The organism is Cupriavidus sp. CuC1 (assembly GCF_044627735.1).
In the GTDB taxonomy this organism is placed as follows: Bacteria; Pseudomonadota; Gammaproteobacteria; order Burkholderiales; family Burkholderiaceae; genus Cupriavidus; species Cupriavidus ulmosensis.
The window spans coordinates 1-24,209 of sequence record NZ_JBIUHC010000147.1; the positions used below are offsets into that span (position 1 = coordinate 1).

The window sequence follows — 24,209 nt, forward strand, 5'->3', positions numbered from 1 at the left end:
CGCTTTACGAACCATCGCACATCCTTCTACACGAGGAACGTGCCTATTATTACATTATTGAATTAGAAATGGAATTATGCCATGGCGGCCACCGGAGACGCGCTGATCGCGGGCGAGGTGGATCTTGGTTCCACCATCTTTACGACCTTGGTGGCGACCAGCTACCAGAACGCCTACGGCAACATCTACCGCAGGCCGGGCGACCTGTACGAGGCCACCTACGCGCGTGGCATCGAGGACCTCTTGCCGAGCGTGACGCCAATCGACACCCTGATTGGCAACGGCAAGCTGCCCGCCACGGCGCTCTTCAACCCGTATCCGCCGGCTCCGCAGTTTGCCTCGCTGACACCGCCGACTTCCCCCCCGCTGGCGCCGCCTGAGCTGACGCCGATATTTGCCCTCGGGTTCGGCAAAGGCAACCTGGTGCGCAACAGCTTCCGCCTCGGCCTGCTGGAAGACGCGCTGGTGAATCCGGATGGCGCCTTCCCTTACACGACGGTGGCGATGGCGCCGGCGGCCAGCCCGGCCGCGCCGTTGCGCCAGGCGTTCAAGCGCAACGACTTGCGCAACTGGGTGCCGCGCGCGCCGGTGCAGCTTTGCGGCGGGCGCTTTGATCCGACGGTGTTCTTCTTCAACGCGACCGTGCAGCAGGCTTACTGGCAGAACGCCAAGGTGCCGGCGGGGCTGACTTCGGTGCTGGATGTCGACGCCCCGGTGGCGGGGCCCGCCGATCCTTATGCCCCGATCAAGCAGGGCTTTGCGCTGGCCAAGGCCACGCTCGCCGCGCAGGCGGTGGCCGCGGGCGCGACCGATGGAGGCGCGTCGGCGGTGATCGAGGCCTACCACGGGAGCCTGGTGGCGCCGTTCTGCATGGTCGCCGCGCGGGGGTTCTTCGGGAATTTCTGAGCAGAAGCACGGAGAAGAAAAGCTGAGTAGAAAAGCTGAGTAGAAATGAACGCGGCCAGTCATGCATCATGACTGGCCGCTTTTTTTCATCGTGGCCAGGTCAGTCGCGGGTTTCCATCTTGCGATTGATCCAGAGCGCCAGCAACGTGCACGCCACGCCGGATAGCAGGTAGCCGCTCACGGCAAACAACCCGAACTCCACCGACAGCCCAAGCGCCACCAGCGGCGCAAAGGCGGCGCCGAACAGCCATGCAAAATCGGAAGTCAGCGCCGCGCCGGTGTAGCGGAATCGCGATCCGAAGTTCGCTGTGACAGCGCCCGCGGCCTGCCCGTACGACAAGCCCAGCAAGCCGAAGCCGATCAGGATGAACAGGTCTTGCCGCGCCGGGGTGCCGCCCATCAGGTACGGCGCGAACAGGCTGAAGATGCCGATCAGGACTGCCATCAGCGCCAGCGTCGTGCGCCGCCCGATGCGGTCGGCGATCCAGCCGGAGGCGATGGTGGCCGCCATGGCGATTCCCGCGCCGATGATCTGGATGATCAGCACGTCGTTGATGTCCTGCGTGGCGTGCAGCGCGACCCACGACAACGGAAACACCGTGACCAGGTGGAACAGCGCGTAGCTGGCCAGCGCCGCGAATGCGCCGATGAACAGGTTGTAGCCCTGCGCGCGCAGTATCTGCACCGGGCTGATCGGCTCCAGCTCGCCTTCTTCCAGCAGTTGCGTGTACTCCCGGGTCACCACCAGCCGCAGGCGCGCAAACAGCGCGACCACGTTGATGGCGAACGCCACGTAGAACGGATAGCGCCAGCCCCAGTCCAGGAACTCGTCGAAATCCAGGTTGGCGCGCAAGTAGAGGAACAGCGTGCTGGCGAGAAGAAAGCCGATCGGCGCGCCGAGCTGTCCCAGCATCGAGTACCAGCCGCGGCGGTGCGCCGGGGCGTTCAGCGCCAGCAGCGATGGCAGCCCGTCCCATGAGCCGCCCAGCGCAATGCCCTGCAGGATGCGCAGCGCCGCCAGGATGATGATGGCGTTGTGTCCGAGCGTGTCGTAGCCGGGCAGGAACGCCATGCCGGCCGTGGCAGTGCCTAGCAGGAACAACGCGGCCGTCAGCTTGATGCTGCGCCCCCAGCGGTGCTGGATCGCCATGAACAAGGCGGTGCCGAACGGGCGGGCGATGAACGCGAAGGAGAAGATCGTGAAGGAGAGCAGCAGCCCTTCCAGTTGCCTGACGAACGGGAAGAACACGCTGGGGAAGATCAGCACCGAGGCGATGCCGTAGACAAAGAAGTCGAAATACTCGGACGCTCGCCCGATGACGACGCCGGCGGCGATCTCGCCTGGCGCCACTCGCGCCCGGTGCGCGGCCTCGTGCGCGGGCGCGGGGGAAGACGGTGACGGCTGGTGCTGCTGCGTAACGCTGCTGGACATCGTCAGGCCCTCTCGTCTCTCGTTGTTCGGGGTGGCGTTTTGTGTCACTCCTTTAAGAATGGCACTTCTTTGACTACAGTGCCATAGGAAATGTTGAGTTTCCGCGGCCAGCTCACCGGCGTAGTTCCAACGATCACTTCCACGGCTATGCAATTTCGCATTCGGATAGTGCCATCCCGCTACGCGATGCGCGGGTGTTTGCTGTTTGCTGCCACCCTGCTGCTGACAGGCTGCAACGCCGTTTTGCTAGCCCCGGCCGGGGACCTCGCGGTCCGGCAGCGTGATCTAATCATCATTTCAACCGGACTGATGCTGTTGATCATCGTGCCGGTGATCGCGCTGACCCTGCTCTTTGCCTGGCGCTACCGCGAGACCAACAGGGAGGCCATCTACGAGCCCGACTGGGACCATTCCACCTTGCTGGAACTGCTGATCTGGGCCGCGCCGCTGCTGATCATCATCGCCCTGGGCGCGCTGACCTGGGTCAGCACCCACAAGCTCGACCCTTACCAGTCCTTGAGCCGCATCGACGCCGAGCGCCCGGTGCCCATGGCCATGGAGCCACTCACCGTGGAGGTGGTGGCGCTGGACTGGAAGTGGCTGTTCTTCTACCCCGAGCAGGGCATCGCCACGGTCAACGAGCTGGCGGCGCCCGTGGATCAGCCGATCCGGTTCAAGATCACGGCGTCCACCGTGATGAACTCCTTTTTCGTCCCCGCGCTGGCGGGCCAGGTTTATGCCATGCCGGGCATGGAGACCAAGCTGCACGCGGTGATCAACCAGCCGGGGGTCTACGAGGGCTTCTCCGCCAACTATAGCGGCGCGGGCTTCTCCGGCATGCGCTTCAAGTTCCACGGCATGAGCACCGAGGAATTCCAGCGCTGGGTCCAGCAAGCCAAGGCCGGCGGCGGCGCGCTGACGCGCGACGCTTACCTGCAGCTGGAGCAACCCAGCGAGCTTGAGCCGGTGCGCCGCTACGCCAGCGTGGCTTCGGGCTTGTACGACGCGATCCTGAACCGCTGCGTAGAAGCCAACCGGCCTTGCATCAGGGACATGGCGATGAATGCGAGGCGGGGCCAGGGGCAGGACAAGCCGCGGGCCTTCAACGTGGCTGCGCTCGGAGGCGGTGCCGCCCGCGCCAGCTTTGGCGCCATCTGCACGGCAGGCGATCCCGCCGGCATTGGCAACGGCCCCCGCGTGGCGTCCACCAGGACGTTGCCCCAATAACGCCAATGACGTTGCCCCAATGACGTTGCACCGATGACCTGCTGTTCCCCGATTCCTGAAACAACGCCCTTGCGGCCCTGGTGACACAATGCCCGAGCACCTCGACCTGACGCAACTGGTATTCGGCCGCCTCACCTGGGAGGCAATCCCCTATCACGAGCCCATCCTGCTGGCGACCTTCGCGGCCGTCGCGATCGGGGGCCTGGCGCTGGCTGGCGCGCTCACCTACCTGCGAGCGTGGGGCTACCTGTGGCACGAGTGGTTCACCAGCATCGACCACAAGAAGATCGGCATCATGTATGTCGTGCTGGGCATCGTCATGCTGCTGCGGGGGTTTGCCGACGCGGCCATGATGCGGTTGCAGCAATCGGTCTCCTTTGGCGATTCGCTGGGCTACCTGCCGCCGCACCACTATGACCAGATCTTCACCGCGCACGGGGTGATCATGATCTTCTTCGTGGCCATGCCGCTGGTCACCGGGCTCATGAACTTTGTCGTGCCGTTGCAGATTGGCGCGCGCGACGTGGCCTTTCCCTTCCTCAACAACTTCAGCTTCTGGATGACCGTCGGCGGCGCCGTGCTGGTGATGATGTCGCTGTTCGTCGGCGAGTTCGCGCGCACCGGCTGGCTGGCGTATCCACCGTTGTCGGGCGTGCTGCAGAGTCCGGACGTGGGCGTGGACTATTACATCTGGTCCTTGCAGGTTGCCGGGCTGGGCACGTTGTTATCGGGCATCAACCTGCTCGTGACCATCGTCAAGATGCGCGCCCCCGGCATGACCATGATGAAGATGCCGGTGTTCACCTGGACCGCGCTGTGTACCAACGTGCTCATCATCGCCGCCTTCCCGGTGCTCACCGCCGTGCTGGCCCTGCTGGCGCTCGACCGCTATGCCGGCACCAACTTCTTCACCAACGATCTTGGCGGCAACGCCATGATGTACGTGAACCTGATCTGGATCTGGGGGCACCCGGAGGTGTACATCCTGGTGCTGCCCGCATTCGGCATCTTCTCGGAAGTGGTTTCCACGTTCTGCCGCAAGCGCCTGTTCGGCTATGCGTCGATGGTGTACGCCACGGTGGTGATCACGGTGCTCTCCTACCTGGTCTGGCTGCACCACTTCTTCACCATGGGCTCGGGCGCGAGCGTGAACTCGTTCTTCGGCATCACCACCATGATCATCTCGATCCCGACCGGGGCCAAGATGTTCAACTGGCTGTTCACCATGTACCACGGGCGCATTCGCTTCGAGGTGCCCATGCTCTGGACCATCGGCTTCATGATCACCTTCGTGATCGGCGGCATGACCGGCGTGCTGCTCGCCGTGCCGCCGGCGGATTTCTCGCTGCATAACAGTCTCTTCCTGATCGCGCACTTCCATAACGTGATCATCGGCGGCGTGCTGTTCGGGCTGATGGCTGGCATCACCTACTGGTTTCCCAAGGCCTTCGGCTACCGGCTGGATCCGTTCTGGGGCAAGTGCTCGTTCTGGTTCTGGCTGGTTGGCTTCTACGTTGCCTTCATGCCGCTCTATGTGCTCGGGCTGATGGGCGTGACCCGCCGCATGAGCCATTTCGAGGATGCGTCCCTGCGGATCTGGTTCCAGCTGGCGGCATTCGGCGCGTTCTTGATTGCGCTAGGCATCGGCTGCTTCCTGATCCAGCTGGTGGTGAGCTACCGCCGGCGCGAGTCCCTGCGCGACATCACCGGCGATCCGTGGGATGCGCGCACGCTGGAGTGGTCGACCTCCTCGCCGCCGCCGCCATACAACTTTGCCTTTACCCCGGTCATCCATGACAACGACGCGTGGTGGCAGATGAAGGAGCACCATTTCCAGCGGCCCCAGCATGGCTTTATCCCGATCCATATGCCGAAGAACACCGGCGCGGGCATCATACTGGCGGGCCTTAGCACCGTGCTCGGCTTCGCCTTGATCTGGCACATGTGGCTGGTCGTGATCGTGTCCTTCGCCGCCATCCTGATCGTGGCGATCGGCCACACCTTCAACTACAAGCGCGATCACTACATCCCGGCCGACGACGTCGTCCGCACCGAGGCAGAGCGCACGCGCCTGCTTGCCACCCATGGTTGATACCACCGCCCCCTACGGCCCCGGCGACGTGCGCATGCCGGACACCCCGCACCAGAGCGAGCTGCGTTTCTACGCGACCAGCGAGGTGCATGCGCAGAACGGCACCTTGCTCGGCTTCTGGCTGTACCTGATGAGCGACTGCCTTGTCTTCGCCAGCCTCTTTGCCGTGTACGGCGTGGTGGGGCGGCGCTACGCCGGCGGCCCTACGGGTGCCGAGCTGTTCGAGCTGCCTCTGGTGGCGCTGAACACCACCATGCTGCTGCTGTCGTCGATCACCTACGGCTTTGCCGTGCTGGAGATGCAGAAGGCGCAGGTGCGCACCACCCTGATCTGGCTCGGCATCACCGGCCTGCTGGGCGCGGGGTTCATCAGCCTGGAGCTTTACGAGTTCGCGCACCTGGTCCACGATGGCGCGGGGCCGCAGCGCAGCGCCTTCCTGTCGTCGTTCTTCACGCTGGTGGGCACGCACGGGCTGCACGTGACCGTGGGGATCGTCTGGCTCATCACGCTGATGGTGCAGGTGGGGCAGTACGGGCTGATCCCGGCGAACAAGCGCCGCCTGATGTGCCTGTCCATGTTCTGGCACTTCCTGGATGTGGTCTGGATCGGCGTGTTTACCTTCGTCTACCTGATGGGAGTGCTGCCATGAGCGCGCATGACAATGCCCTTGCAGGCGATCCCCATGGCCACGGCCATGACGACCACGGCCACGGCCACGATGGCGAGGTTAGCCATAGCACCTTCAAGGGCTACATGACGGGCTTCGTGCTCGCGGTGGTGCTCACGGCGATTCCGTTCTGGCTGGTGATGGTCAAGGTATTCGACAAATCCAGCACCACGGCGCTGTTGCTGCTGGGCTGCGCCGCGGTGCAGATCGTCGTCCACATGATATATTTCCTGCATATGAATGCGAGGTCGGAAGGCGGATGGACCATGCTGGCGTTGATCTTCACGATCGTGCTGGTGGTCATCGCGCTGAGCGGCTCGCTTTGGGTAATGTTCCACCTCGACCAGAACATGATGCCAATGCACGACATGAAGAATCTCCCTTGACGGCCCGCCAGCAGGGCGTAGCCCCATCGAATCCGCCTTCCCGCAAGCGCGCCACCGGCGTGCTTGCAGTGTTTGCCTTGCTCGCCATCGTGGCGGTAGCCGGGCTGCTTTCGCTTGGCGTATGGCAAGTCGAACGCCGCGCGTGGAAGCTCGACCTCATCGAACGCGTCAATGCGCGCGTCCATGCCCCCGCCACGGCCGCGCCCGGCGCGGATCAGTGGCCGCGGCTCACCAAGGCCGCCGACGAATACCGCCGCGTGCGGCTCACCGGCACCTTCCTGAACGACCGCGAGACCCTGGTCCAGGCCGTGACGGAGCTTGGCGGCGGCTTCTGGGTGGTGACGCCCCTGCGCACGGCGGATGGCAATGTGGTGCTGGTCAACCGTGGCTTTGTGCCGCCGGAGCTGAGCGAGCGCGCCAAGCGCAGCGGGAGCGACCTCAACGGCGAGACCACCATCACCGGCCTGTTGCGCTTCAGCGAGCCCGGCAACGGCTTTCTGCGCACCAACGATCCGGTGGCCGGGCGCTGGTACGCGCGCGATGTGCCGGCCATTGCCGCCGCGCGCGGCCTGCAGAACGTGGCGCCTTATTTCGTCGACGCGGACGCGGCCGTGCCGCTCAGGGACGCCAGCAAGCGCACCTGGCCGGTGGGCGGGCTGACCGTGATCACGTTCAACAACAACCACCTCGTTTATGCGATCACCTGGTTTGCGCTGGCGCTGATGCTGGCCGCGGGCGCTGTCTACGCCGGGCGGGAGGCGTATCGCCGGGCGCGGGCCGACGATGCGCAGGGCGAGGCCAAGGCAGGACAACGTAAGCCGTAGGCGCGGTCCCCGCTACCCCACGGACGCTTCGAACACCCGGCGGTAGTTGCCGCCGAGCACCTTGCCCACTTCCTCTTGCGTGAAGCCCGCCGCCAACAGCGCATCGGCCAGCAAGGGCAGCTGGTCGTAGGTGCGCAATACCGGTGGCGAGATGAAGCCGAGCGTGTCCGTGCCCAGGCCCACATGATCCACGCCGACCACGTCGGCCATCCGCTTGAAGCCGAGCGCCATGGCAGGCAGGTCGCGGAAGGTGCCCGCGCTGGGCCAGACCCCGATCACGCCGCCGGTGCCCGCGATCACGCGCGCGTGGTCGGGCGTGATCAGCCGGCTGCGCAGGCTGGGGCGCGTAGCCAGCGCGGAGTGCGAAATCACCAGCGGCTTGGTGGCGGTTGCGGCGGCGCGCTTGACCAGGTCATAGGTGCCATGCGCGACATCGACGACGATGCCCAGGGCATTGCAGCGCCGCACCACATCCGCGCCGAAATCCGTCAGGCCCCCGTGTACCGGCGCCTCCGTCTGGATGTCGCCCAGCTCGTTTACGCGGTAGTGCGTGAGCTGCAGGTGCCGCAACTGGTGCATGCCGTACGCTTCATCCACGCGCTCCAGCCGGCCTTCCAGAAAGTCGGCGCCCTCCGACGCAATGATCACACACGGCCCGGCCGGCCCCCGCGTGGCCAGCGAAGCCGCGTCGGTCACCACTTGCATCTGCTCTCGCTCCACCAGTTGATGGGCGCGCGCGAATTCGGCCACGCCAAGCGCATAGAGCTCGCCTTCCGACGGGGTTCGCCAGGCCTCGAAGCGCGTGCGATCGGCAGACACGCGCGTGACGATGGTGTCCGTCACGATCGCCAGGCAGATCACGTTCATGCCGCCGGCGCGCATCGGCGCGGCCAGCGGAAGAAAGGGCCGGTCCGCGCCGATGGCGGGATCGCGCGACACGATCACGCAGCCGGCATGGCTGTGCATGTCGATGGTCAGCGCGGTGGGGGAGGGCTTCCAGGGGGAGACGTCTTTGATGGCCTTCGTGCCGGGCGAAGCCTGCGGCGCGGTGTAGCCGGAAAAGCGTTCCGGTGCACAGGCGGCTAGCGCGAGTGCCGCGCCCGACGCCAGGAACGCGCGGCGGCCGATTCTGCCCGGAGCCTGCTCAAGCGGCGCATCGGCATCGCCCTGACGGATCGTCGTCCGGTCAATCTGCATTGTCGCTCCACGCGTTTGCGTTCGGACTATGATAGCGCGGCGCAAAGTGCTCCCGGCGCGCGGCTTGTAGGACGGCATCCCATTGCCCTTGGCCCGCGCACTGCCTAACCTTCCTGTAACTCACGTAGTTGGAGAGTCAGATCCCACATGACCTACTCCGATTCGTTGCGCCAGATTCTTGCTCCGGATTCTTGCTCCGGATTCTCCTCGCTTGTCGTCAGGTCCGTGACGAGCGTTTCATGAGCCGCTGGACAAATCCCGGCGGCTTTTCTTTGTCCATGTCTATCGTCCGTGCCACTTTCAAGTGCTCCGCGCCGGGCACATATTTTGCGGGTGGAACAGTGCCAAAATGGTTCGTGACCTTCCCCACACAGGAGATCGACGATGAAATACGAGAACGCCGGGCCTGGTTCGAAGCCACAGGCCAAGCCGATTGCCCGCGGCCATGTCGAGCAGCCAGGAGAAGGCCGCAAAACCACGCAGCCGGGCGAGCGCGACCCGCAAAGCGAGCAACCCGCGGATCTGGCGAACAGCTCCCGCGAGCAACTGCTGGAGCATTAGCGGCGGCACTTGCAGCGGGCCGTGTAGATATTCTTCGCCAAGTGAAAAAAATCCATGAAAACCTTTCACTGCGGCGGTTGCTCCAACCTGGTTTTTTTTGAGAACGTCACTTGTGAGCGCTGCCAGGCGCTGCTTGGCTACGTCTACGACATCTCGCAGATCTGCGCGTTCGAACCCGCTGAAGGCAACCTGTTGCGCAGCTTGAATGCCGGCGCGCAAGACAAGCTCTACAAACAATGCCAGAACTACGCTGTGGAAGGTGTGTGCAACGGCATGATCCCGGCCACTTCGGAAGACATGCTTTGCGAGTCATGCAAGCTGACGCGCACCACGCCATGCCTGGAAACACCAAACAACCGGCTCTACTGGGCCAGGCTTGAGGTCGCCAAGCGCCGCGTGCTCTATACGCTAGCCGCCTTGGGCTTGCCGCACGTGGCTCGCGAAGCCGATCCGGAATTCGGGCTGCAATTCGACTTCCTGGAAGACGTTGGCGAGGAGCGCGTGATGACCGGGCACGACAACGGCTTCATCACCATGAACATTGCCGAGGCCGACGATGCCCATCGGGAGAAGACGCGTTCGCTGATGGGCGAGCCGTACCGCACCTTGCTGGGCCATTTCCGGCATGAGATCGGCCACTACTATTTCGATCGCCTGATCGCCGGCACCCGCTGGCAGGCACCGTTTCGCGAGCGCTTTGGCGATGAGCGCGTGGACTACGGCGAAGCATTGAAGGCGCATTACGACAAGGGGCCGCAGGAAGGCTGGGAGCAAGACTATGTCAGCGCCTACGCGGCCATGCACCCGTGGGAGGACTGGGCCGAAACCTGGGCCCACTACCTGCACATCGTCGATACCGTGGACACCGCCGCGGCATGCGGCCTTGCGCTCAAGCCAGGCACGGCCGCGGAGCCCACCCTGACGGACCAGACGCCCGTCGAGGACGCCAGCTTCCAAAGCCTGATGAACCGGTGGTTTCCCCTCACCTACGTGCTCAACTGCCTGAACCGGAGCCTGGGCGTGCCGGATGGCTATCCGTTCGCGCTCAGCCCTGTCGTGGTCGATAAGCTGCGCTTCGTGCACGAGGTGGTGTCGGCGGGGCCGCAGGCCGCATTGCCTGATCGGTAGGGCGCTTATTCCGGCTCGATATTCGTCACCGTTGCCACGCCGTTGACCTTGTCGAAGGTTGCACGGACCTGGCTCCCTTCCTTCAGATTGTCAAGGCTGGCCTTGTCCTTCACGGGAAAGCTCATCGTCATGGCCGACATGCCGAGATTCTCGATGGGCCCGTGCTTGAGGGTGACCCTGCTGTTGGCCGTATCCACCTTGCGTACTTCCGCTTTGACGGGTTTCGGGGCGGACTTCGAGGCGGACGTCGATGCCGCCGGCTTCATCTGCATGCCGGCCATGTCGTCTGCCGCGTGGGCGGGCAGCGCGAAGGTGACGGTGGCGCATACGGCCGCAAGGCCCATCAGATTGCGTTTCATGGTGAACTCCTTGTTCAATGTTCAAGGTTGGGGGAATGCGTGCCCCGCCTTTGGACGGCGAAGCAAAAAGAAAACTGCGGGAATCACGAACAGCGACAGCAGCGGCGCGGTGACCATGCCGCCGACCATGGGCGCGGCAATGCGCTGCATGACCTCGGAGCCGGTGCCGCCCGACCACATGATGGGCAGCAGTCCCGCCAGGATGACGGCCACGGTCATGGCTTTGGGGCGCACCCGCAGGACGGCGCCCTCCTGGATCGCCTCCAGCAGCGCGGGCGCGTCGGCCTGGCCGCTCTCGATTTTCTTGAGCCAGGACTGCTTCAGGTAGAGCAGCATGATCACGCCAAACTCCGCGGCTACGCCAGCCAGGGCGATGAAGCCGACGACGCTGGCCACCGACAGGTTGTGGCCCAGCAGGTACAGCAGCCAGAACCCGCCAACCAGCGCGAATGGCAGCGTCGCCATGATCAGCACCGCTTCATCGAACCGCCCGAACGTGACATACAGCAGCAGGAAGATGATGAGCAGCGTGAACGGCACGACCACCTTCAGCTTCTGTGTAGCGCGCTCCAGGTACTCGAACTGCCCCGACCAGCTGACGGAGTAGCCCGGAGGCAGCGGGACCGTCTTGCCGACGACCGCCTGCATCTCCTGCACGGCCGAGCGCAGGTCGCGCCCCCGAATGTCCACGTAGACCCAGCCGGAGAGCCTGGCATTCTCGCTGCGCAGCATGGGCGGGCCCTGTGTCACGTGGATGCGGGCGACATCCGACAACAGGATCTGGTGCCCGCTGCTGGTCACAACGGGAAGCTTGCGCAATTGCTCGACCGAGTCGCGATAGTCCCGCGGATAACGAACGTTGATGGGAAACCGCGCCAGGCCATCCACGACTTCGCCGACGTTCTCGCCGCCGACGGCCGATGCCACGATGCCCTGGATGTCGTCGACATTCAGGGCATGCCGCCCGGCCGCCGCACGGTCGATCTCGACATCGACATAGCGCCCGCCCGTGAGCCGCTCGGCCAGTGCCGAGGTGACACCCGGCACGGACTTCACAGCCTGCTCAATCTGGCTGGCCAGCCGGTCGATCTGCTTCAGATCGGTCCCGGCCACCTTGATGCCGACCGGGCTCTTGATGCCGGTGGCCAGCATGTCGATGCGGTTGCGAATGGGCGGCACCCAGATGTTGGACAGACCCGGCACCGTCACGACGCGATCGAGTTCTTCCACCACCTTGTCGGGCGTCATGCCCGCGCGCCACTGGTCGCGCGGCTTGAACTGGATGGTGGTCTCGAACATCTCCATGGGAGCCGGGTCGGTAGCAGAGTCAGCCCGTCCGGCCTTGCCGAAGACCGTGGCGACTTCCGGAACGGTCTTGATCAGGCGATCCGTTTGCTGGAGCAGCTGCGCCGCTTTGCCGGCCGACAGCCCGGGCAGGGCCGATGGCATATACAGCAGGTCGCCTTCGTCGAGCGGCGGCATGAACTCGCCTCCGACACGGAGGATCGGCCAAGCGGTTGCCGCGAGCAGGATCGTGCCGACCACGAGCGTGGTCTTGGGAAAGCACAGCACCCGCGCGAGCAGCGGCTGATAGAGGCGGATCAGGAGCCGATTGAGCGGATTGGACTGCTCCGGTGGAATCCTGCCGCGGATGAGATAGCCCATCAGGACGGGAATCAGCGTCACCGCCAGTCCCGCCGCCGCGGCCATGGAATAGGTCTTGGTGAAGGCCAGGGGCGCGAAGAGGCGGCCTTCCTGCGCTTCCAGCGTAAATACAGGAATAAACGAGAGCGTGATGATCAGCAGCGAGAAGAAGAGCGCGGGCCCCACTTCCGCCGCCGAGTCGCCGATCACGCGCCATTGCTCGTCGCCAGCAAGGTGCCGGCCGGGGTGTTCCGCCCGCCAATGCTCGATGTGCTTGTGCGCGTTCTCGATCATCACCACGGCCGCGTCGACCATGGCGCCGATGGCAATGGCGATGCCGCCGAGGGACATGATATTGGCGTTAACGCCCTGGTACCGCATCACCAGAAAGGCGGCGAGGATACCCAGGGGCAGCGACACGATCGCGACCAGCGCGGAGCGCAGGTGGAACAGGAACACGAGGCAGACCACCGCCACCACGATGAACTCTTCCACGAGCTTGTGCGTGAGATTCTCGACCGCCCGGTTGATGAGGCTGGACCTGTCATAGACGGGCACGATCTCCACGCCCGGCGGCAGGCTCGGTTTCAGCGCGGCAAGCTTGGCCTTGACCGCTTCGATGGTCTCCAGTGCGTTCTTGCCGGAGCGCATGACGATGACGCCGCCGGCGACTTCGCCCTCGCCGTTCAACTCCGCAATGCCGCGCCGCATCTCTGGCCCGAGCTGGATGGTCGCCACGTCGCCAAGGCGCACGGGGATGCCGGCGCCGTTCACGTTGAGCGGTATCTGCCGGAAGTCGTCCAGCGCCTTCAGGTATCCGGAAGCACGGACCATATACTCCGCTTCCCCGAGCTCCAGCACGGAGCCACCGGTCTCCTGGTTGGCCCCCTTCAACGCCGCCAGGATCGTTGCCTGCGGGATGTTGTAGGCGCGGAGCTTGTCGGGCATCAAGACGACCTGGTACTGCTGCACCATCCCGCCGATGGATGCCACCTCCGAGACGTTGGGCAGCGACTTCAGCTCGAAGCGCAGGAACCAGTCCTGCAACGCGCGCAGCTGGGCAAGATCGTGCTGGCCGGTCCGGTCGATGAGGGCGTATTCGTAGATCCAGCCCACGCCGGTCGCATCGGGCCCGAGCGCCGGCTTGGCGGCCGCGGGCAGCTTCGACTGAACCTGATTGAGGTATTCCAGCACACGCGAGCGCGCCCAATACAGGTCGGTGCCATCCTCGAACAGCACGTAGACAAACGAGTCGCCGAAGAACGAGTAGCCCCGCACGGTTTTTGCCCCCGGCACCGACAGCATCGTCGTTGTCAGCGGATACGTGACCTGGTTCTCGACGATCTGCGGCGCCTGCCCTGGGTAGGGCGTGCGGATGATGACCTGCACGTCGGATAGATCTGGCAAGGCATCCAGCGGGGTGCTGCGCGCAGCCCAGATGCCCCAGGCCGTCAGGATGACCGTGGCCAGCAGTACCAGGAAACGGTTTCGGATCGACCAGCGGATGAGGTGCGCGATCATGGCTTGCCCCCCGCGCCGCCGGCGACTGGCTGCACGGAAGACAGGACCGGCACGCCGTCACTGTTCATCCGGAAACGGAAGCGCACCTCCTGGCCCGCCTTCAGGCTCTTCGACAGGCCCCCCGCCGGCGCCTCGAAGTCCATGGTCATGGCACCCCACTGGAGCGTGGGGATCGGCCCGTGGGAAAGCGTAAGGCCCTCCGGCGTGATGGCCTCGATGCGACCGACGCCTTCATGTTCGGCGGCCGATGCCGCCGATGCCGCCGATGCCGGCGAAGCCGATGGAGCGCTCGCGCTCTCCATGCGGGTCGCCGTGCCGCGCAGGCTGGCTTCTGAGTCGAGCAGGAACTGGCCCGAGACCACCACCTTCTGGCCGGCCTTCAGGCCCTCGGTCACCTCGGTCTGCCCGCCGGTTTCCGCACCTGTCTTTACCTCCACCGGACTGAAGCCGCCGTTGCCGGTCTCGACCATGGCTACGGTGCGCGAGCCGGTACGGATCAGCGCTTCGGTCGGAACGAGCAACTGGTCGGCGCCCGGCCGTGCGCCGAACCTGACACTGACGAACATGCCGGGCAGCAACTGCCGGTTCTTGTTCGCCAGCTCGATGCGTACCTTGAGCGTGCGCGTACCCGGATTCACGTCGGGCAGGATGGCGTCTACCTTCCCGGTCAGTGCCTGACCCGGCAGTGCCGCGGTGGTAGCCGAGACCTGCTGTCCCGGCCGGGTGGCCGCCGCCTGGCTCTCTGGCAGCTCTGCCAGGACCCACACGGTAGAGAGGTCGGCCACGCGGAACAAGGTCACGCCCGGCGAGACCGTCATGCCATCCCGCGCTCCGACTTCCGTGATGACGCCATCGACCGGACTGGTGATGGTGAGGCGAGGTTGCAGCTTGCCGGTGGTCTCCACCAGGCGGATCTGGCTATCGCTCATGCCGGCCTGACGCATGCGCGCGCCGGCGGCGCCGCGCAAGTCGCCGTACGGGCCGCTGCTCATGCGGGCGACCGCAAGGTATTCCTCCTGCGCGGCTACCCATTCAGGTGCATAGATGACGATCAACGGCTGGCCCCGCGTGACCGGGTCAAGGGTAGTCCTGGCATAAGCGTGCTCGACGTAGCCAGCGGTGCGCGCCTGGATGACCGCGATCCCGCGCTCGTTGATGGCGACGTTGCCCGGCACTTCCAACACGGAGTCGAGCCGGCCTGGCTTGACCTCTGCGGTCCGGATGCCCAGGTTCTGCGTGACGCGGCTGTCGATGGTGACCGCCGCCCCGCTCGCGCCGGCATCCTCGTACACCGGCACCAGCTGCATGTCCATGAACGGGGATTTGCCGGGCTTGTCGAAGCGCTGGCCGGGCACCATCGGGTCATGCCAATACAGGATCTTCCTGCCGGCCTTGGAATCCGTGTCGCCGGCAGCGGATGCGTGTTGGGCTGCCGTCGATGGTGGCTTGAGTGCCTGGCCCCGGCTGATCCCCAGTTGATAGGTGCCATAAAGAACGCCCCCGGCGACGACCAGAGCCACCAGGAGGGAGATGATCTGTCTTTTCATTTGGCATCCCTCGCGGCGGGTTCTGTCTGCGCAGTGGGCAGCGGAACAAGGAATGCCAGGTCGGCCCAGATCCTGGCTGTCTTCGCTTCGAGGGTCAGCCGGTCGAGTGCCGTGTCGATGACCCGGTGATTGGCTTCGGCAACCGCCAGCAGCGGTCCGGTGTTGGCCCGGTAAGCCGTCAATGCCGCGTCTGCCTGGGCGTTTGCCAGCGGCAGGATGGATTCGTCGTAGCGCTTGAGCCGCTCGAGGTTGCGCCGCAGCTCAGCGCGCTTTGCCCCAAGCACTGCCGTGGTATTGCGCGCAACGATTTCGGACCTGGCGCGGGCTTCCTGCGCCTGCGCCAGCTTGGCCGACACTTCGCGATCCTGCCGGTTGCCCCGGTCCCATGGCACCGGGAAGCTGACGTTCAGCGAGCCCATATTGGAATAGGCGGGGCCCCGCTGGCTGTACATCAGCTCGACGGTCACGTCCGGCTTCCTGGCCTCGGTGGCCGCCCGGACATCGGCTTCGGCCAGTGCGATCTCGCGTTGCGAAGCCGCCATTTCCGGCACAGCGTCCAGTTCGGACCTTGTCAGCGCTTGCACGCGCAGGGGAATTGCAAGGGTTGGCTTTTCCGACAGCGGACGACTGGCCGCCTGCCCGACCCAGCGGGCAAGTGCCGCGTGGGCGGCCTCGATGGCGGCTTGGTTCTCGTCGCGCCGGTCCCGTAGTTTCTGGATTTCCATCTCCGCCGCCAATACGTCCGCCCGCGTGCCGCGTCCGCTGCGATAGGCGGCTGTGGCGGCCTGCAACTCCAGCTCCAGCGGATGGCCGTGATGGCCGAGCAGGACGCCGGCCTGTTCGGCATACCAACGATCTAGCCAGGCATTGACCACGCTGCGCTGCACGTTGGCCAGGCCGACCGTGCGCCGCGCCTGCGCAGCGGCGGCTTCGGCCTCGAAGCGCTCCGCGCGGGCGCGGCGCTTGTCCGATCGCGTGAACTCCTGCATGACGCTGATGGAGCGCATGGTCATGAAGTCACGGGTCAGGGAGAACTGGTCCGGGCCGCTGAGCGGCACATTGTTGAAACCGAGCTTGAGCACCGGGTCCGGCAATTGACCGGCGGCTACGGCCATCTGAACGGCGGCCTCAACGCCGCCGCGGGAAGCCTCGCCATCGCCGGCGCGCGTAGTGGCCAGCGCAACGGCTTCTTCGACAGACAAGGTGGGGACTGGCTGGGCGTGGGCAAATTGCGGCACGGCCAGGCCAAATGCAGGCGCGCACAGGAGCGCCTGCATGACACGACGAAGGAAATGCATAAAGCCTCCGGGAAGCAACGACGACCCGGCCGCTCAGGCGGCAGGGCACGAAAAAACGTGGCTTCGGAGGCTAAGTGCGGAAACAGCAGTGCAGGATCGGGATGGGCGGCGGTGGCGCGCGCGCGATGGCTTCGCCTAGCAGGATGGTTTGCCGGGTGAGTGTGGCGACGGGAGCGGGTTCGACAAGGCTGACAAGGACGGGCAGGAAGCCGGGGATCTGCGGGCTGGCGTGGTCGATCGACTTGGAGCCTAGCTGGCAATGCTCGAGGCAAAGCCCGTCATGGCTGCCGAGCGTTGTCTGCGTGGACTGCTCGGCCATTTCGGGGCACGACTCCATCATGCCCGCCATGTCTACCGCCTGGCCCGGCGATTCAGGCGAACCGGGCGAACCAGACGAATAGCGGCTCCCCATGCAGGCGTACGCCGCCGCTGCCAGTTGCACTGTCAGGAAGGCGGTAAGCAGGAGCCCGGCAATCCAGAACCGGCGAGGAAAGGCGCGCACGCGAAAGGTTGGTGATTTTGGTGAGAATGTTATCAGCCTTCCGCGTTTCCAGGCGCGCCTTCACCATGACACGTTGTCGCATGGATGCAGCATCGGTCCCAGGAGCATCCTCCATGCGCCCTGATCCGGATGCCCGGGCATTGCCGGTGCGGGTGACGGCCGCACCGTTCGCAGTGCAAGTACAATGCGGGGCGTTGTTCCATCCTGTCCGGGCTCGTCTCGCAATATCCCATCCCATGTCCAATCTCATCGTGCACGGCGGCAAGCCGCTCCGGGGGCGTATTACCCCTTCCGCCAACAAGAATGCAGTGCTTCCTGTGCTCTGCGCCACGCTTCTGACCGATGAGCCCTTGCGCCTGCATGGCGTGCCCGACATCACCGATGTGCGCAAGATTCTCGACATCTTCCGCGCTTTGGGCAGCAAGGTGCATATGGATGACGCAACCGGCACGCTGTCGCTGCACCACCAGGAGACCGTGTTCGACGCGGCCCGCCATCGGTTGCCGGAAGAGATGCGCTCGTCCATCATGCTGGTGCCGCCGCTGCTCGCCCGCTTCGGGGTGGCCCGGCTGGAGGACAACGTCAAGGGTTGCACGCTTGGCGTGCGCGAGATCGATCCGCACGTCGATGTCTTCCGCCGTTTCGGTGGCGAGGTGGAGCGGGCCGATGGCTCGCTGCTGGTGCGCAGCGCCGGCCAGCTGACGCCCACTGACCACTGGCTCGACTATGCATCGGTTACCACCACGGAGAACTTCGTGCTGTGCGCGGCCGCCGCGGGTGGCACCTCCACGCTCACCAACGCCGCATCGGAGCCGCACGTGCAGGAGTTCTGCCGCTTCATGGCGATGATGGGCGCGCGCATCGAAGGCATGGGCACCTCGCGCCTGACGGTGCATGGCGGCAACAAGCTCAAGGGCGGCGACTTTACCTTCGACGAGGATTTTCACGAGATCACCACCTTCCTGGCGCTGGGCGCCATCACCGGCGGCGATGTCGTGGTGCGCAACAGCGCGCCGGGGAATTTCCCGCTGATCGACCGGACCTTCGCCAAGTTCGGGGTGCAGATCACGCACGAAGACGGCTGGTCCCGCGCCACCAGTGCCGGCCCTCTGAAAGTGCAGACGCCGTTTACCAGCAACGTGCTGACCAAGGTCGAGGCCGCGCCGTGGCCTTACTTCCCGGTTGACCTGCTGCCCATCTTCATCGCGCTGGGCGTGCGGGCGCAGGGCAACGCCATGTTCTGGAACAAGGTGTACGACGGCGCGCTGGGCTGGACGGGCGAGCTGTCCAAGTTCGGCGCCCATGTGTTCTCGTCCGACCCGCACCGGCTCATCACCTTCGGCGGCAATACGCTGACGCCGGCGGTGGTGGAAAGCCCGTACATCATCCGCGTGGCGATTGCCCTGTTCATGGTGGCAGCGAGCATCGACGGCCGCTCCGAGATCCGCAACGCCGCGCCCATCCGCCGGGCGCATCCGCGCTTCGTCGAGAACCTGCGCAGCCTTGGCGTCGAGGTGGAGTGGACCAGCGAGGAGTAACGGCTGGCGCCGCGATGTTCAGGTGGCCGCCGTGTCGGGCAACAGGCGGTCGAACTCGCGCTTGACCACTGCGTAGCATTCGCAGGCATGCTTTTCCAGCGCCGGCCGGTCAAGCACCGCGATATGGCCATGGCTGTAGCGGATCAGGCCGGCGTTCTGGAGTTTCAAGGCCGCCTCGGTGACGCCGGAGCGCCGCACGCCGAGCATGTTCGAGATCAGCTCCTGCGTCATCGTCAGTTCATTGGACGGCAGCCGGTCGATGCTCAGCAGCAGCCAGCGGCAGAGTTGCTGCTCGATCGAGTGATGCCGGTTGCAAACCGCGGTCTGGGCCATCTGGGTGATCAGCGCCTGGGTGTATCGCAGCAGCAAATGCTGGATGGGGCCGCCGCGGGTGAATTCCTGCTTCAGCACTTTCGCACTCAGGCGATAGCCATGGCCGGCACTTTGCACGATGGCCCGGCTGGGCGTCGTCTCGCCCCCCATGAACAAGGCAATGCCGACGATGCCCTCATTGCCGACGATGGCGATCTCGGCGGAGGCGCCGTCCTCCATCACGTAGAGCAGGGAGACGATCGAGGTGGTCGGGAAATACACATGCCCCAGCTGGTCGCCCGACTCATACACCACATGGCCCAGGGGCAATTCGGTCAGTATCAGGTGCGGCGCAAGGCGCAACCACTCTGCTTCGGGCAACACGGCAAGGAGATGATTGGCCCTCGGGTCGTGGGTGGAAGCCATCCTTTGCCTCCTAATGCTGAATTGGGCTGCGTGCCACGCAATTTGCGCCTGCCGCGCAAGTAAGCGCCTCGGGGACGACCCCGGGATCACCAATCGAAATATAGGTCAGCACTGTGGAAGATTAAAGGCGTAGCAGGGCGGCGGACGCTGCACATTGACGAGCGGTTACCGGGCGCGGGCGGCGGGCGGCCAGGCAACGTACTCGTTGCCTGGAAGGTTTGCCTGCTTGCCCGTGCCTTGCCTGGCTAGCGGATCTGCAGGGGGATGAACAGGCTGATGCCGGGTGCCGGCTGGGGCACGTAGGCTACGGGAGGCGGCGCGTAGACATAGCGCTGGTTGTCATAGTAGTTGCCGCGATAGTCACGATAGCCGCGATAGTCGCGATAGTCGCGAGAGTGATCGTAGCGTTGGTCGCCCTGCCAGTTGCCGTTGTGTCCCTGACGGGACGAAGCATGCTGGTTGCCGTAGTTCTGATTCTGGTTCTGGTTCTGGTTCTGGTCGCGATGGTGGTTGCGGTCGTCGCCGAAGGCAGGCGTCGTCGATATGACGCCCATTGCCATCGCCAGGCCAAATGCCGCGGCGGCCTTCACGGTCGCCGGGCGCCCCCAGCCTGATCGTGTTGTTGTGGTGTTCATCATGCTCTCCTGTTCTTGAGCGAAAGCCCGAACCGCACCGGGTTGCTTGCACCGGCGGCTGCTGTCCGGGCCCCGGGGTTCAGTTCTTCATCGACGCATGCTGCTGGCGGTTCCGGAAGATCAGGTCGGCATTCTTCTTCTGCACGTCCGACATGCTGTCGTACAGATCCCGGAACACGGGAGTGAGCTTCCTGATGCCATCGGCATGCGCATCGGCGATATCGCCATAGGACTTGAGGTCGCCGACGGCGGTCATGCCTTTGGCATCCTCAGTGCGCTCCTGCCGCAGCGAATCCATCTTGCTTGCGTTGTCGCGCATGACCTGCGCGACCTTCTGCCAGAGTTGTTCCTGTGAGCGCGTAATCTGGAGCTTCGTGTGAAGGTCGCTGATGTGCGTATCGATGCGATCCTGCTTCGCGATCTTCAAGACATGGGGGGATCCCTGCGCGTCCGTGGCGGTGATGGCCCCGGCGGGAACGGCCAGCGCCAGCATGGAAAAAAGCGCGACTGACGGCAGCACGTATGCCGTCTTCGGCAAGAATGATTGGGCAGTGAGTTTCATGATCGGTCTCCATGGGATTCGATGATCTCGCCGGCAGTTCGCCATCGCTGGCGGCGCGATCGCATGCTTACTTGTGGGCCAAATTCCGGCTTGCGTCTGTCCGGCACCGGACAAGGATGAGCAGATTGGGGGCTGCCGCCGGCGTTGCGGTGCGGGAGCTCACCAACTAAAGCGGTAGCTCCGTGAGGGATGAAGTTCCCATTCCCCGTTGCCCCTCAACTCCAGCACCTGCTGGTGATACTTCAGGAGAGTGGGACGGTGGCTGACGCTGACCAGCGTCGTCGAGCCGGCCGAAAGCTGGAAGTAAAGGCGTTCCTCGTTGCCGATATCAAGGGCGCTGGTGGCTTCATCCAGCATGGCATACCGCGGTTTCGCGAGCAGCACGCGGGCAAAGGTGAGGCGCTGCTGTTCTCCCACGGACAGCACCTTTCCCCAGTCCAGATCCGCATCCAGGCCGCCAAACCTGTCCACGACGTCCGGCAGGTTGACCATCTCAAGCAGCAGCCGGAGTTCCATATCGGATACCTTCCGACCATGGTGATCCGGGTATAGCAACTGGCTGCGCAGGCTACCCAGCACCATGTAGGGATGCTGCGGCAGAAACAGCATCTGTTCGAGTTCCGGCCTTACGATGCGACCGGTACCGCAGTTCCAGAGTCCCGCTATCGCGCGCATCAACGAACTCTTGCCGCCCCCGCTCGCGCCCACGATCAGCAATCCCTCTCCCGGGTTGATCGATACCGTGAGATCCCTGACCAGGGTCCGTTCGTAATTTGGCGTCTGCAAGGTGACATGCTCGAGCGCCAGGCGAGCGTCTCGCGCAGCTTCGATCTTGTTCCCACCGCCACGCGGCGCGGCCGGCGTGACAGGCATGGCCGGCGTCTGCGCCAGGGAGCTAGAGAATGTGCTCAGCCGGTCGAGTCCGGCGACGAACCGGCTCAGGCTTTCAAAGTTGTCGACGATGACGGTCAGCGAGGCCAGGATCGCGGCAAATGCGCCGGCTGCCTGGATAGCACGGCCAACCTCGAGCTCGCCGGAGAGGACGCGCGAAGCCACAATGGCACTCGGCAGCATGATGGTGAGAAATGCATAGCCGTACTGAAACAAATTGAGGTTCAGCTGCCATCTGATCAGTTTGTTGAAGTTCGTGAAGAGATGGTCGAAACGACCTCGCACATGCAGGGATTCGTGTGCCTCGCCGCGATGAAAGGTAATCGACTCGGCATTCTCGCGCACCCGGATCAAGCTGAAGCGAAAATCGGCTTCTCGCTTCAGCTGATGGAAATTCAGCCCGATCAGGATCCGGCCGAACAGGAAGATCGAGATCGACGTGCCAGCGATCGCATAGAGGACAAGAAAAAGCACCAGCTGCCTGGAGATCGACCAGAGAACACCGCTGAACGCAATCAGCTGCAGAAGCGCCCCCAGACTGAGCAAGAGAAAATACAACGATTGATTTGCAAACGTGTTGATGTCTTCCGAGATTCGCTGGTCCGGATTGTCGATCGTGTCGCTGGCGTTCAGCTTGTAGAACGCATGATTGCTGAAATATTTATCCAGGTAGTGGCTGGTCAGCCAGCGCCGCCAGTGGATGCCAAGCGTGTTCCTGACGTAGTAGTAGAAGGCGTAGACCGGCACGGCTGCGATCAGCACATAGACGCAAATCAGAATGGAGTGCCAGAATCTGCCGGCATCCCTCGCGGCCAGCGCGGATGTGAACTCCCCCGATTGCTCATTGAACAGTACGTTCGTTCCGGTTTGCCCCAGTAGTAATAAGACCAATAAGAAAAGGTATATCCTGGCCTTCCATTTTTCCTGAGAGAACCAGTAAGGCCTTGCAATTTCCCAGAATCGCGTCAACAGGTTGCCGCCAGATTTTCCCATGATCCTTCTCTTGCCGGAGCCGCAGACGTGAGTGCATCTTCGGCGTGGCCAAGGTCCTTCTCTACGCGGCGTCAGACCAGGTGACGCCCTTGCCCGTGACATGTCGCACCTCACGCGCGCGCCCTGTGATATCTATCGGGGTCATTGGAGGGTCAACTACTGAAATATAGGCTAGCGCATCGGCGATGGCGGCTTTTTGCGGGGATGCGTGAACCTGTTCGCAGGGCATCGGGCTGCGCTGAAATAAGTTCGCCAAACCGTACGCTTGCGGACAGCACTTATGCCGGGAGGCAGCTATAAATATACGTAGGGGCGCACACGCCGCTACATACCAAAGTCGGCGCTGGGAATTTCTGGAACATGTCCGGCGTGGGGCCCCACCAGTTTCGGATTCGGATCGCGGGCGATCGATGTTCGCTGGAATTTGCGAACATGAAAAGCAAAGCCCTCCGCCCCGGATCCCGGATAGTTGGGGGTAGGGATATGTCAAAGGAAGCTCGCCGAACCGTGGTCGTTGTCTATTGAAGTCATCCGAAGAACTGGTTCTTCGCAGAGGTGGATGGCGGCTGTATCGATCGCTTCAGCCCGTTCGAGAGCGAAAAGATCGTCAACGATATCCTCCTTGTCATCTATCCCGCGGGCCTGCCGCGTGAAACCCTTACTGCCATGATGGATTGCGACGATGGCACCTTGCTGCGCACCGCGCAGGGAGTTGCCTGTCCGCCGCCGCCCGGCTCACGGCCGATCGAGCCCGCGCAAACGCAATCATTCTTCTCCGCTGGCGCCTCCTGGAGAGCCCTGTTCAGCCGCTGTATCCAAGGGTGGATGGCGGGAGGCGCAGTCTCTCGTTGAACGTCTCGTTGAAAGGCTGAACGCCGCCTGGCGCGGCCATCGCTGCGCGCTGGAAGCACCCGCGCGCAGCGATGCGCTTTCTGCGTTCAAGTAGTGGCCTGCTCAGCTACCCTCAGCGAGGGACGATGACGACAGTGCTGTCGGCTTTGCTTCCTTTTGCCCCGGTACTGCCGGTACTGCCCCTGGCGCCCGTGCTGCCGGTTGCGCCCGTGTCGCCGGTCGCGCCCGTGGAGCCCGTTGCCCCAGCGCCCCCGGTCGCCCCGGTGTCTCCGGTTGCGCCCGTATAGCCGGTCGCGCCCATGTAGCCGGTATTGCCGGTGTTGCCTTGTGCTCAGGTGCCACCCTTTGCGCCTTGCGGCCCGGCCGGCCCCGTGCATGCCGTCACAGCGAGCGCCATCAGTGCCGCGACTATCAGGTTCGAGTATTTCATGATGATTCCTTTTTTTGCTGACTTGAACGGCCCATGAAGTCGTGGGCTGTCTGACGGGCTGCATCCGGTGAGGGCGAGAACAAGCAGGGACAACGCTCCGATGCCTCTCCAGTCTCCACATTGCGAGGAGACCAGAAAAACCAGCCTTCGCGCGCAGCCATCCGTGGTGACACTGCGCGAACTCCGCCCTGGCGTCGGTACGCTAGTGTCCTGAGTCAGAAGTTCCTTGCATTATTGACGCCACGTAGTAGTCTGCGTTGAAGGCACGCAAACGGCGAG

General features: G+C 64.1%; 19 protein-coding genes and 1 pseudogene. 9 read left to right on the forward strand and 11 right to left on the reverse strand.

Annotated elements, in window-relative coordinates; translation table 11 throughout:
• Positions 1–75 precede the first annotated feature (75 nt).
• Positions 76–906 (forward strand): annotated as a pseudogene (locus ACGLHR_RS40355) (alpha/beta hydrolase); the annotation flags it as partial.
• 100 nt (positions 907–1,006) lie between these two features.
• On the opposite strand, the gene ACGLHR_RS40360 reads toward ACGLHR_RS40355, so the two are convergent.
• Positions 1,007–2,338 carry an MFS transporter gene (locus ACGLHR_RS40360; RefSeq protein WP_400101248.1) on the reverse strand — a complete coding sequence of 444 codons (1,332 nt, stop codon included), beginning with the start codon at positions 2,336–2,338 and terminating at the stop codon, positions 1,007–1,009.
• Between the two features lie 186 nt (positions 2,339–2,524).
• Here ACGLHR_RS40360 and cyoA point away from each other — a divergent pair, with 186 nt between their 5' ends.
• The 5 genes from cyoA to ACGLHR_RS40385 all read left to right on the forward strand — a co-directional run bounded on the left by cyoA (position 2,525) and on the right by ACGLHR_RS40385 (position 7,534).
• Entirely contained in the window at positions 2,525–3,565 is a 1,041-nt protein-coding gene (cyoA, locus tag ACGLHR_RS40365; RefSeq protein WP_400101280.1) for a ubiquinol oxidase subunit II, read from the forward strand.
• 88 nt (positions 3,566–3,653) lie between these two features.
• Positions 3,654–5,657, forward strand: a complete 2,004-nt coding sequence (gene cyoB, locus ACGLHR_RS40370; protein ID WP_400101250.1) for a cytochrome o ubiquinol oxidase subunit I — start codon at positions 3,654–3,656, stop codon at positions 5,655–5,657.
• Complete coding sequence (gene cyoC / locus ACGLHR_RS40375) at positions 5,650–6,306, forward strand: cytochrome o ubiquinol oxidase subunit III (protein ID WP_400101252.1); 657 nt, start codon at positions 5,650–5,652, stop codon at positions 6,304–6,306. The genes cyoB and cyoC overlap by 8 nt, the downstream gene beginning before the upstream one ends.
• Positions 6,303–6,710 carry a cytochrome o ubiquinol oxidase subunit IV gene (gene cyoD / locus ACGLHR_RS40380; protein ID WP_400101254.1) on the forward strand — a complete coding sequence of 136 codons (408 nt, stop codon included), beginning with the start codon at positions 6,303–6,305 and terminating at the stop codon, positions 6,708–6,710. The genes cyoC and cyoD overlap by 4 nt, the downstream gene beginning before the upstream one ends.
• Positions 6,707–7,534: an SURF1 family protein gene (locus tag ACGLHR_RS40385; RefSeq protein WP_400101256.1), complete on the forward strand. Its 828-nt coding sequence runs from the start codon at positions 6,707–6,709 to the stop codon at positions 7,532–7,534. Before cyoD ends, ACGLHR_RS40385 begins: the two co-directional genes overlap by 4 nt.
• A 12-nt stretch (positions 7,535–7,546) precedes the next feature.
• On the opposite strand, the gene ACGLHR_RS40390 is transcribed toward ACGLHR_RS40385, so the two are convergent.
• A complete protein-coding gene (locus ACGLHR_RS40390; protein ID WP_400101258.1) occupies positions 7,547–8,731 on the reverse strand; it encodes a dipeptidase in 1,185 nt (394 codons plus the stop codon).
• 384 nt (positions 8,732–9,115) lie between these two features.
• Here ACGLHR_RS40390 and ACGLHR_RS40395 point away from each other — a divergent pair, with 384 nt between their 5' ends.
• Positions 9,116–9,292 carry a hypothetical protein gene (locus ACGLHR_RS40395; protein ID WP_400101260.1) on the forward strand — a complete coding sequence of 59 codons (177 nt, stop codon included), beginning with the start codon at positions 9,116–9,118 and terminating at the stop codon, positions 9,290–9,292.
• Positions 9,293–9,346: 54 nt separating this feature from the next.
• Entirely contained in the window at positions 9,347–10,420 is a 1,074-nt protein-coding gene (locus ACGLHR_RS40400; protein WP_400101261.1) for a putative zinc-binding metallopeptidase, read from the forward strand.
• Between the two features lie 5 nt (positions 10,421–10,425).
• Here ACGLHR_RS40400 and ACGLHR_RS40405 read toward each other — a convergent pair whose 3' ends face one another.
• From ACGLHR_RS40405 to ACGLHR_RS40425, 5 genes are all read right to left on the reverse strand, one after another.
• Positions 10,426–10,779: a copper-binding protein gene (locus tag ACGLHR_RS40405; protein WP_400101263.1), complete on the reverse strand. Its 354-nt coding sequence runs from the start codon at positions 10,777–10,779 to the stop codon at positions 10,426–10,428.
• Positions 10,780–10,800: 21 nt separating this feature from the next.
• The gene (locus ACGLHR_RS40410) at positions 10,801–13,944 is read right to left on the reverse strand and encodes an efflux RND transporter permease subunit (protein ID WP_400101265.1); all 3,144 of its coding nucleotides are present in this window, start codon (positions 13,942–13,944) and stop codon (positions 10,801–10,803) included.
• Positions 13,941–15,491: an efflux RND transporter periplasmic adaptor subunit gene (locus ACGLHR_RS40415; protein ID WP_400101267.1), complete on the reverse strand. Its 1,551-nt coding sequence runs from the start codon at positions 15,489–15,491 to the stop codon at positions 13,941–13,943. Before ACGLHR_RS40415 ends, ACGLHR_RS40410 begins: the two co-directional genes overlap by 4 nt.
• Positions 15,488–16,789, reverse strand: a complete 1,302-nt coding sequence (locus ACGLHR_RS40420; RefSeq protein WP_400101269.1) for a TolC family protein — start codon at positions 16,787–16,789, stop codon at positions 15,488–15,490. Before ACGLHR_RS40420 ends, ACGLHR_RS40415 begins: the two co-directional genes overlap by 4 nt.
• A 70-nt stretch (positions 16,790–16,859) precedes the next feature.
• Entirely contained in the window at positions 16,860–17,291 is a 432-nt protein-coding gene (locus ACGLHR_RS40425; RefSeq protein WP_400101271.1) for a copper resistance protein, read from the reverse strand.
• A gap of 236 nt (positions 17,292–17,527) precedes the next feature.
• On the opposite strand from ACGLHR_RS40425, the gene ACGLHR_RS40430 reads away from it, so the two are divergent.
• Positions 17,528–18,829, forward strand: a complete 1,302-nt coding sequence (locus ACGLHR_RS40430; RefSeq protein WP_318236760.1) for a UDP-N-acetylglucosamine 1-carboxyvinyltransferase — start codon at positions 17,528–17,530, stop codon at positions 18,827–18,829.
• Positions 18,830–18,847: 18 nt separating this feature from the next.
• Here ACGLHR_RS40430 and ACGLHR_RS40435 read toward each other — a convergent pair whose 3' ends face one another.
• The 4 genes from ACGLHR_RS40435 to ACGLHR_RS40450 form a co-directional block, all read right to left on the reverse strand.
• Positions 18,848–19,567 carry a Crp/Fnr family transcriptional regulator gene (locus ACGLHR_RS40435; RefSeq protein WP_400101273.1) on the reverse strand — a complete coding sequence of 240 codons (720 nt, stop codon included), beginning with the start codon at positions 19,565–19,567 and terminating at the stop codon, positions 18,848–18,850.
• A gap of 245 nt (positions 19,568–19,812) precedes the next feature.
• Entirely contained in the window at positions 19,813–20,205 is a 393-nt protein-coding gene (locus ACGLHR_RS40440; RefSeq protein WP_400101275.1) for a hypothetical protein, read from the reverse strand.
• Positions 20,206–20,281: 76 nt separating this feature from the next.
• Positions 20,282–20,764, reverse strand: coding sequence for a Spy/CpxP family protein refolding chaperone (locus ACGLHR_RS40445; protein WP_318236758.1), 483 nt, complete (start codon positions 20,762–20,764; stop codon positions 20,282–20,284).
• A 159-nt stretch (positions 20,765–20,923) separates the two neighbouring features.
• Positions 20,924–22,648: an ABC transporter ATP-binding protein/permease gene (locus ACGLHR_RS40450; RefSeq protein ID WP_400101278.1), complete on the reverse strand. Its 1,725-nt coding sequence runs from the start codon at positions 22,646–22,648 to the stop codon at positions 20,924–20,926.
• Between the last annotated feature and the right edge of the window lie 1,561 nt (positions 22,649–24,209).

Excerpts from the sequence above, each read along its gene's own strand:
- ACGLHR_RS40395 (WP_400101260.1), top strand. The coding sequence starts at position 9,116 with ATGAAATACGAGAACGCCGGGCCTGGTTCGAAGCCACAGGCCAAGCCG.
- ACGLHR_RS40430 (WP_318236760.1), top strand. The coding sequence starts at position 17,528 with ATGTCCAATCTCATCGTGCACGGCGGCAAGCCGCTCCGGGGGCGTATT.
- ACGLHR_RS40415 (WP_400101267.1), bottom strand. The coding sequence starts at position 15,491 with ATGAAAAGACAGATCATCTCCCTCCTGGTGGCTCTGGTCGTCGCCGGG.
- ACGLHR_RS40420 (WP_400101269.1), bottom strand. The coding sequence starts at position 16,789 with ATGCATTTCCTTCGTCGTGTCATGCAGGCGCTCCTGTGCGCGCCTGCA.
- cyoC (WP_400101252.1), top strand. The coding sequence starts at position 5,650 with ATGGTTGATACCACCGCCCCCTACGGCCCCGGCGACGTGCGCATGCCG.
- ACGLHR_RS40410 (WP_400101265.1), bottom strand. The coding sequence starts at position 13,944 with ATGATCGCGCACCTCATCCGCTGGTCGATCCGAAACCGTTTCCTGGTA.
- ACGLHR_RS40405 (WP_400101263.1), bottom strand. The coding sequence starts at position 10,779 with ATGAAACGCAATCTGATGGGCCTTGCGGCCGTATGCGCCACCGTCACC.
- ACGLHR_RS40450 (WP_400101278.1), bottom strand. The coding sequence starts at position 22,648 with ATGGGAAAATCTGGCGGCAACCTGTTGACGCGATTCTGGGAAATTGCA.
- ACGLHR_RS40440 (WP_400101275.1), bottom strand. The coding sequence starts at position 20,205 with ATGATGAACACCACAACAACACGATCAGGCTGGGGGCGCCCGGCGACC.
- ACGLHR_RS40360 (WP_400101248.1), bottom strand. The coding sequence starts at position 2,338 with ATGTCCAGCAGCGTTACGCAGCAGCACCAGCCGTCACCGTCTTCCCCC.
- ACGLHR_RS40445 (WP_318236758.1), bottom strand. The coding sequence starts at position 20,764 with ATGAAACTCACTGCCCAATCATTCTTGCCGAAGACGGCATACGTGCTG.
- ACGLHR_RS40400 (WP_400101261.1), top strand. The coding sequence starts at position 9,347 with ATGAAAACCTTTCACTGCGGCGGTTGCTCCAACCTGGTTTTTTTTGAG.
- cyoD (WP_400101254.1), top strand. The coding sequence starts at position 6,303 with ATGAGCGCGCATGACAATGCCCTTGCAGGCGATCCCCATGGCCACGGC.
- ACGLHR_RS40390 (WP_400101258.1), bottom strand. The coding sequence starts at position 8,731 with ATGCAGATTGACCGGACGACGATCCGTCAGGGCGATGCCGATGCGCCG.
- cyoA (WP_400101280.1), top strand. The coding sequence starts at position 2,525 with ATGCGCGGGTGTTTGCTGTTTGCTGCCACCCTGCTGCTGACAGGCTGC.
- ACGLHR_RS40435 (WP_400101273.1), bottom strand. The coding sequence starts at position 19,567 with ATGGCTTCCACCCACGACCCGAGGGCCAATCATCTCCTTGCCGTGTTG.
- cyoB (WP_400101250.1), top strand. The coding sequence starts at position 3,654 with ATGCCCGAGCACCTCGACCTGACGCAACTGGTATTCGGCCGCCTCACC.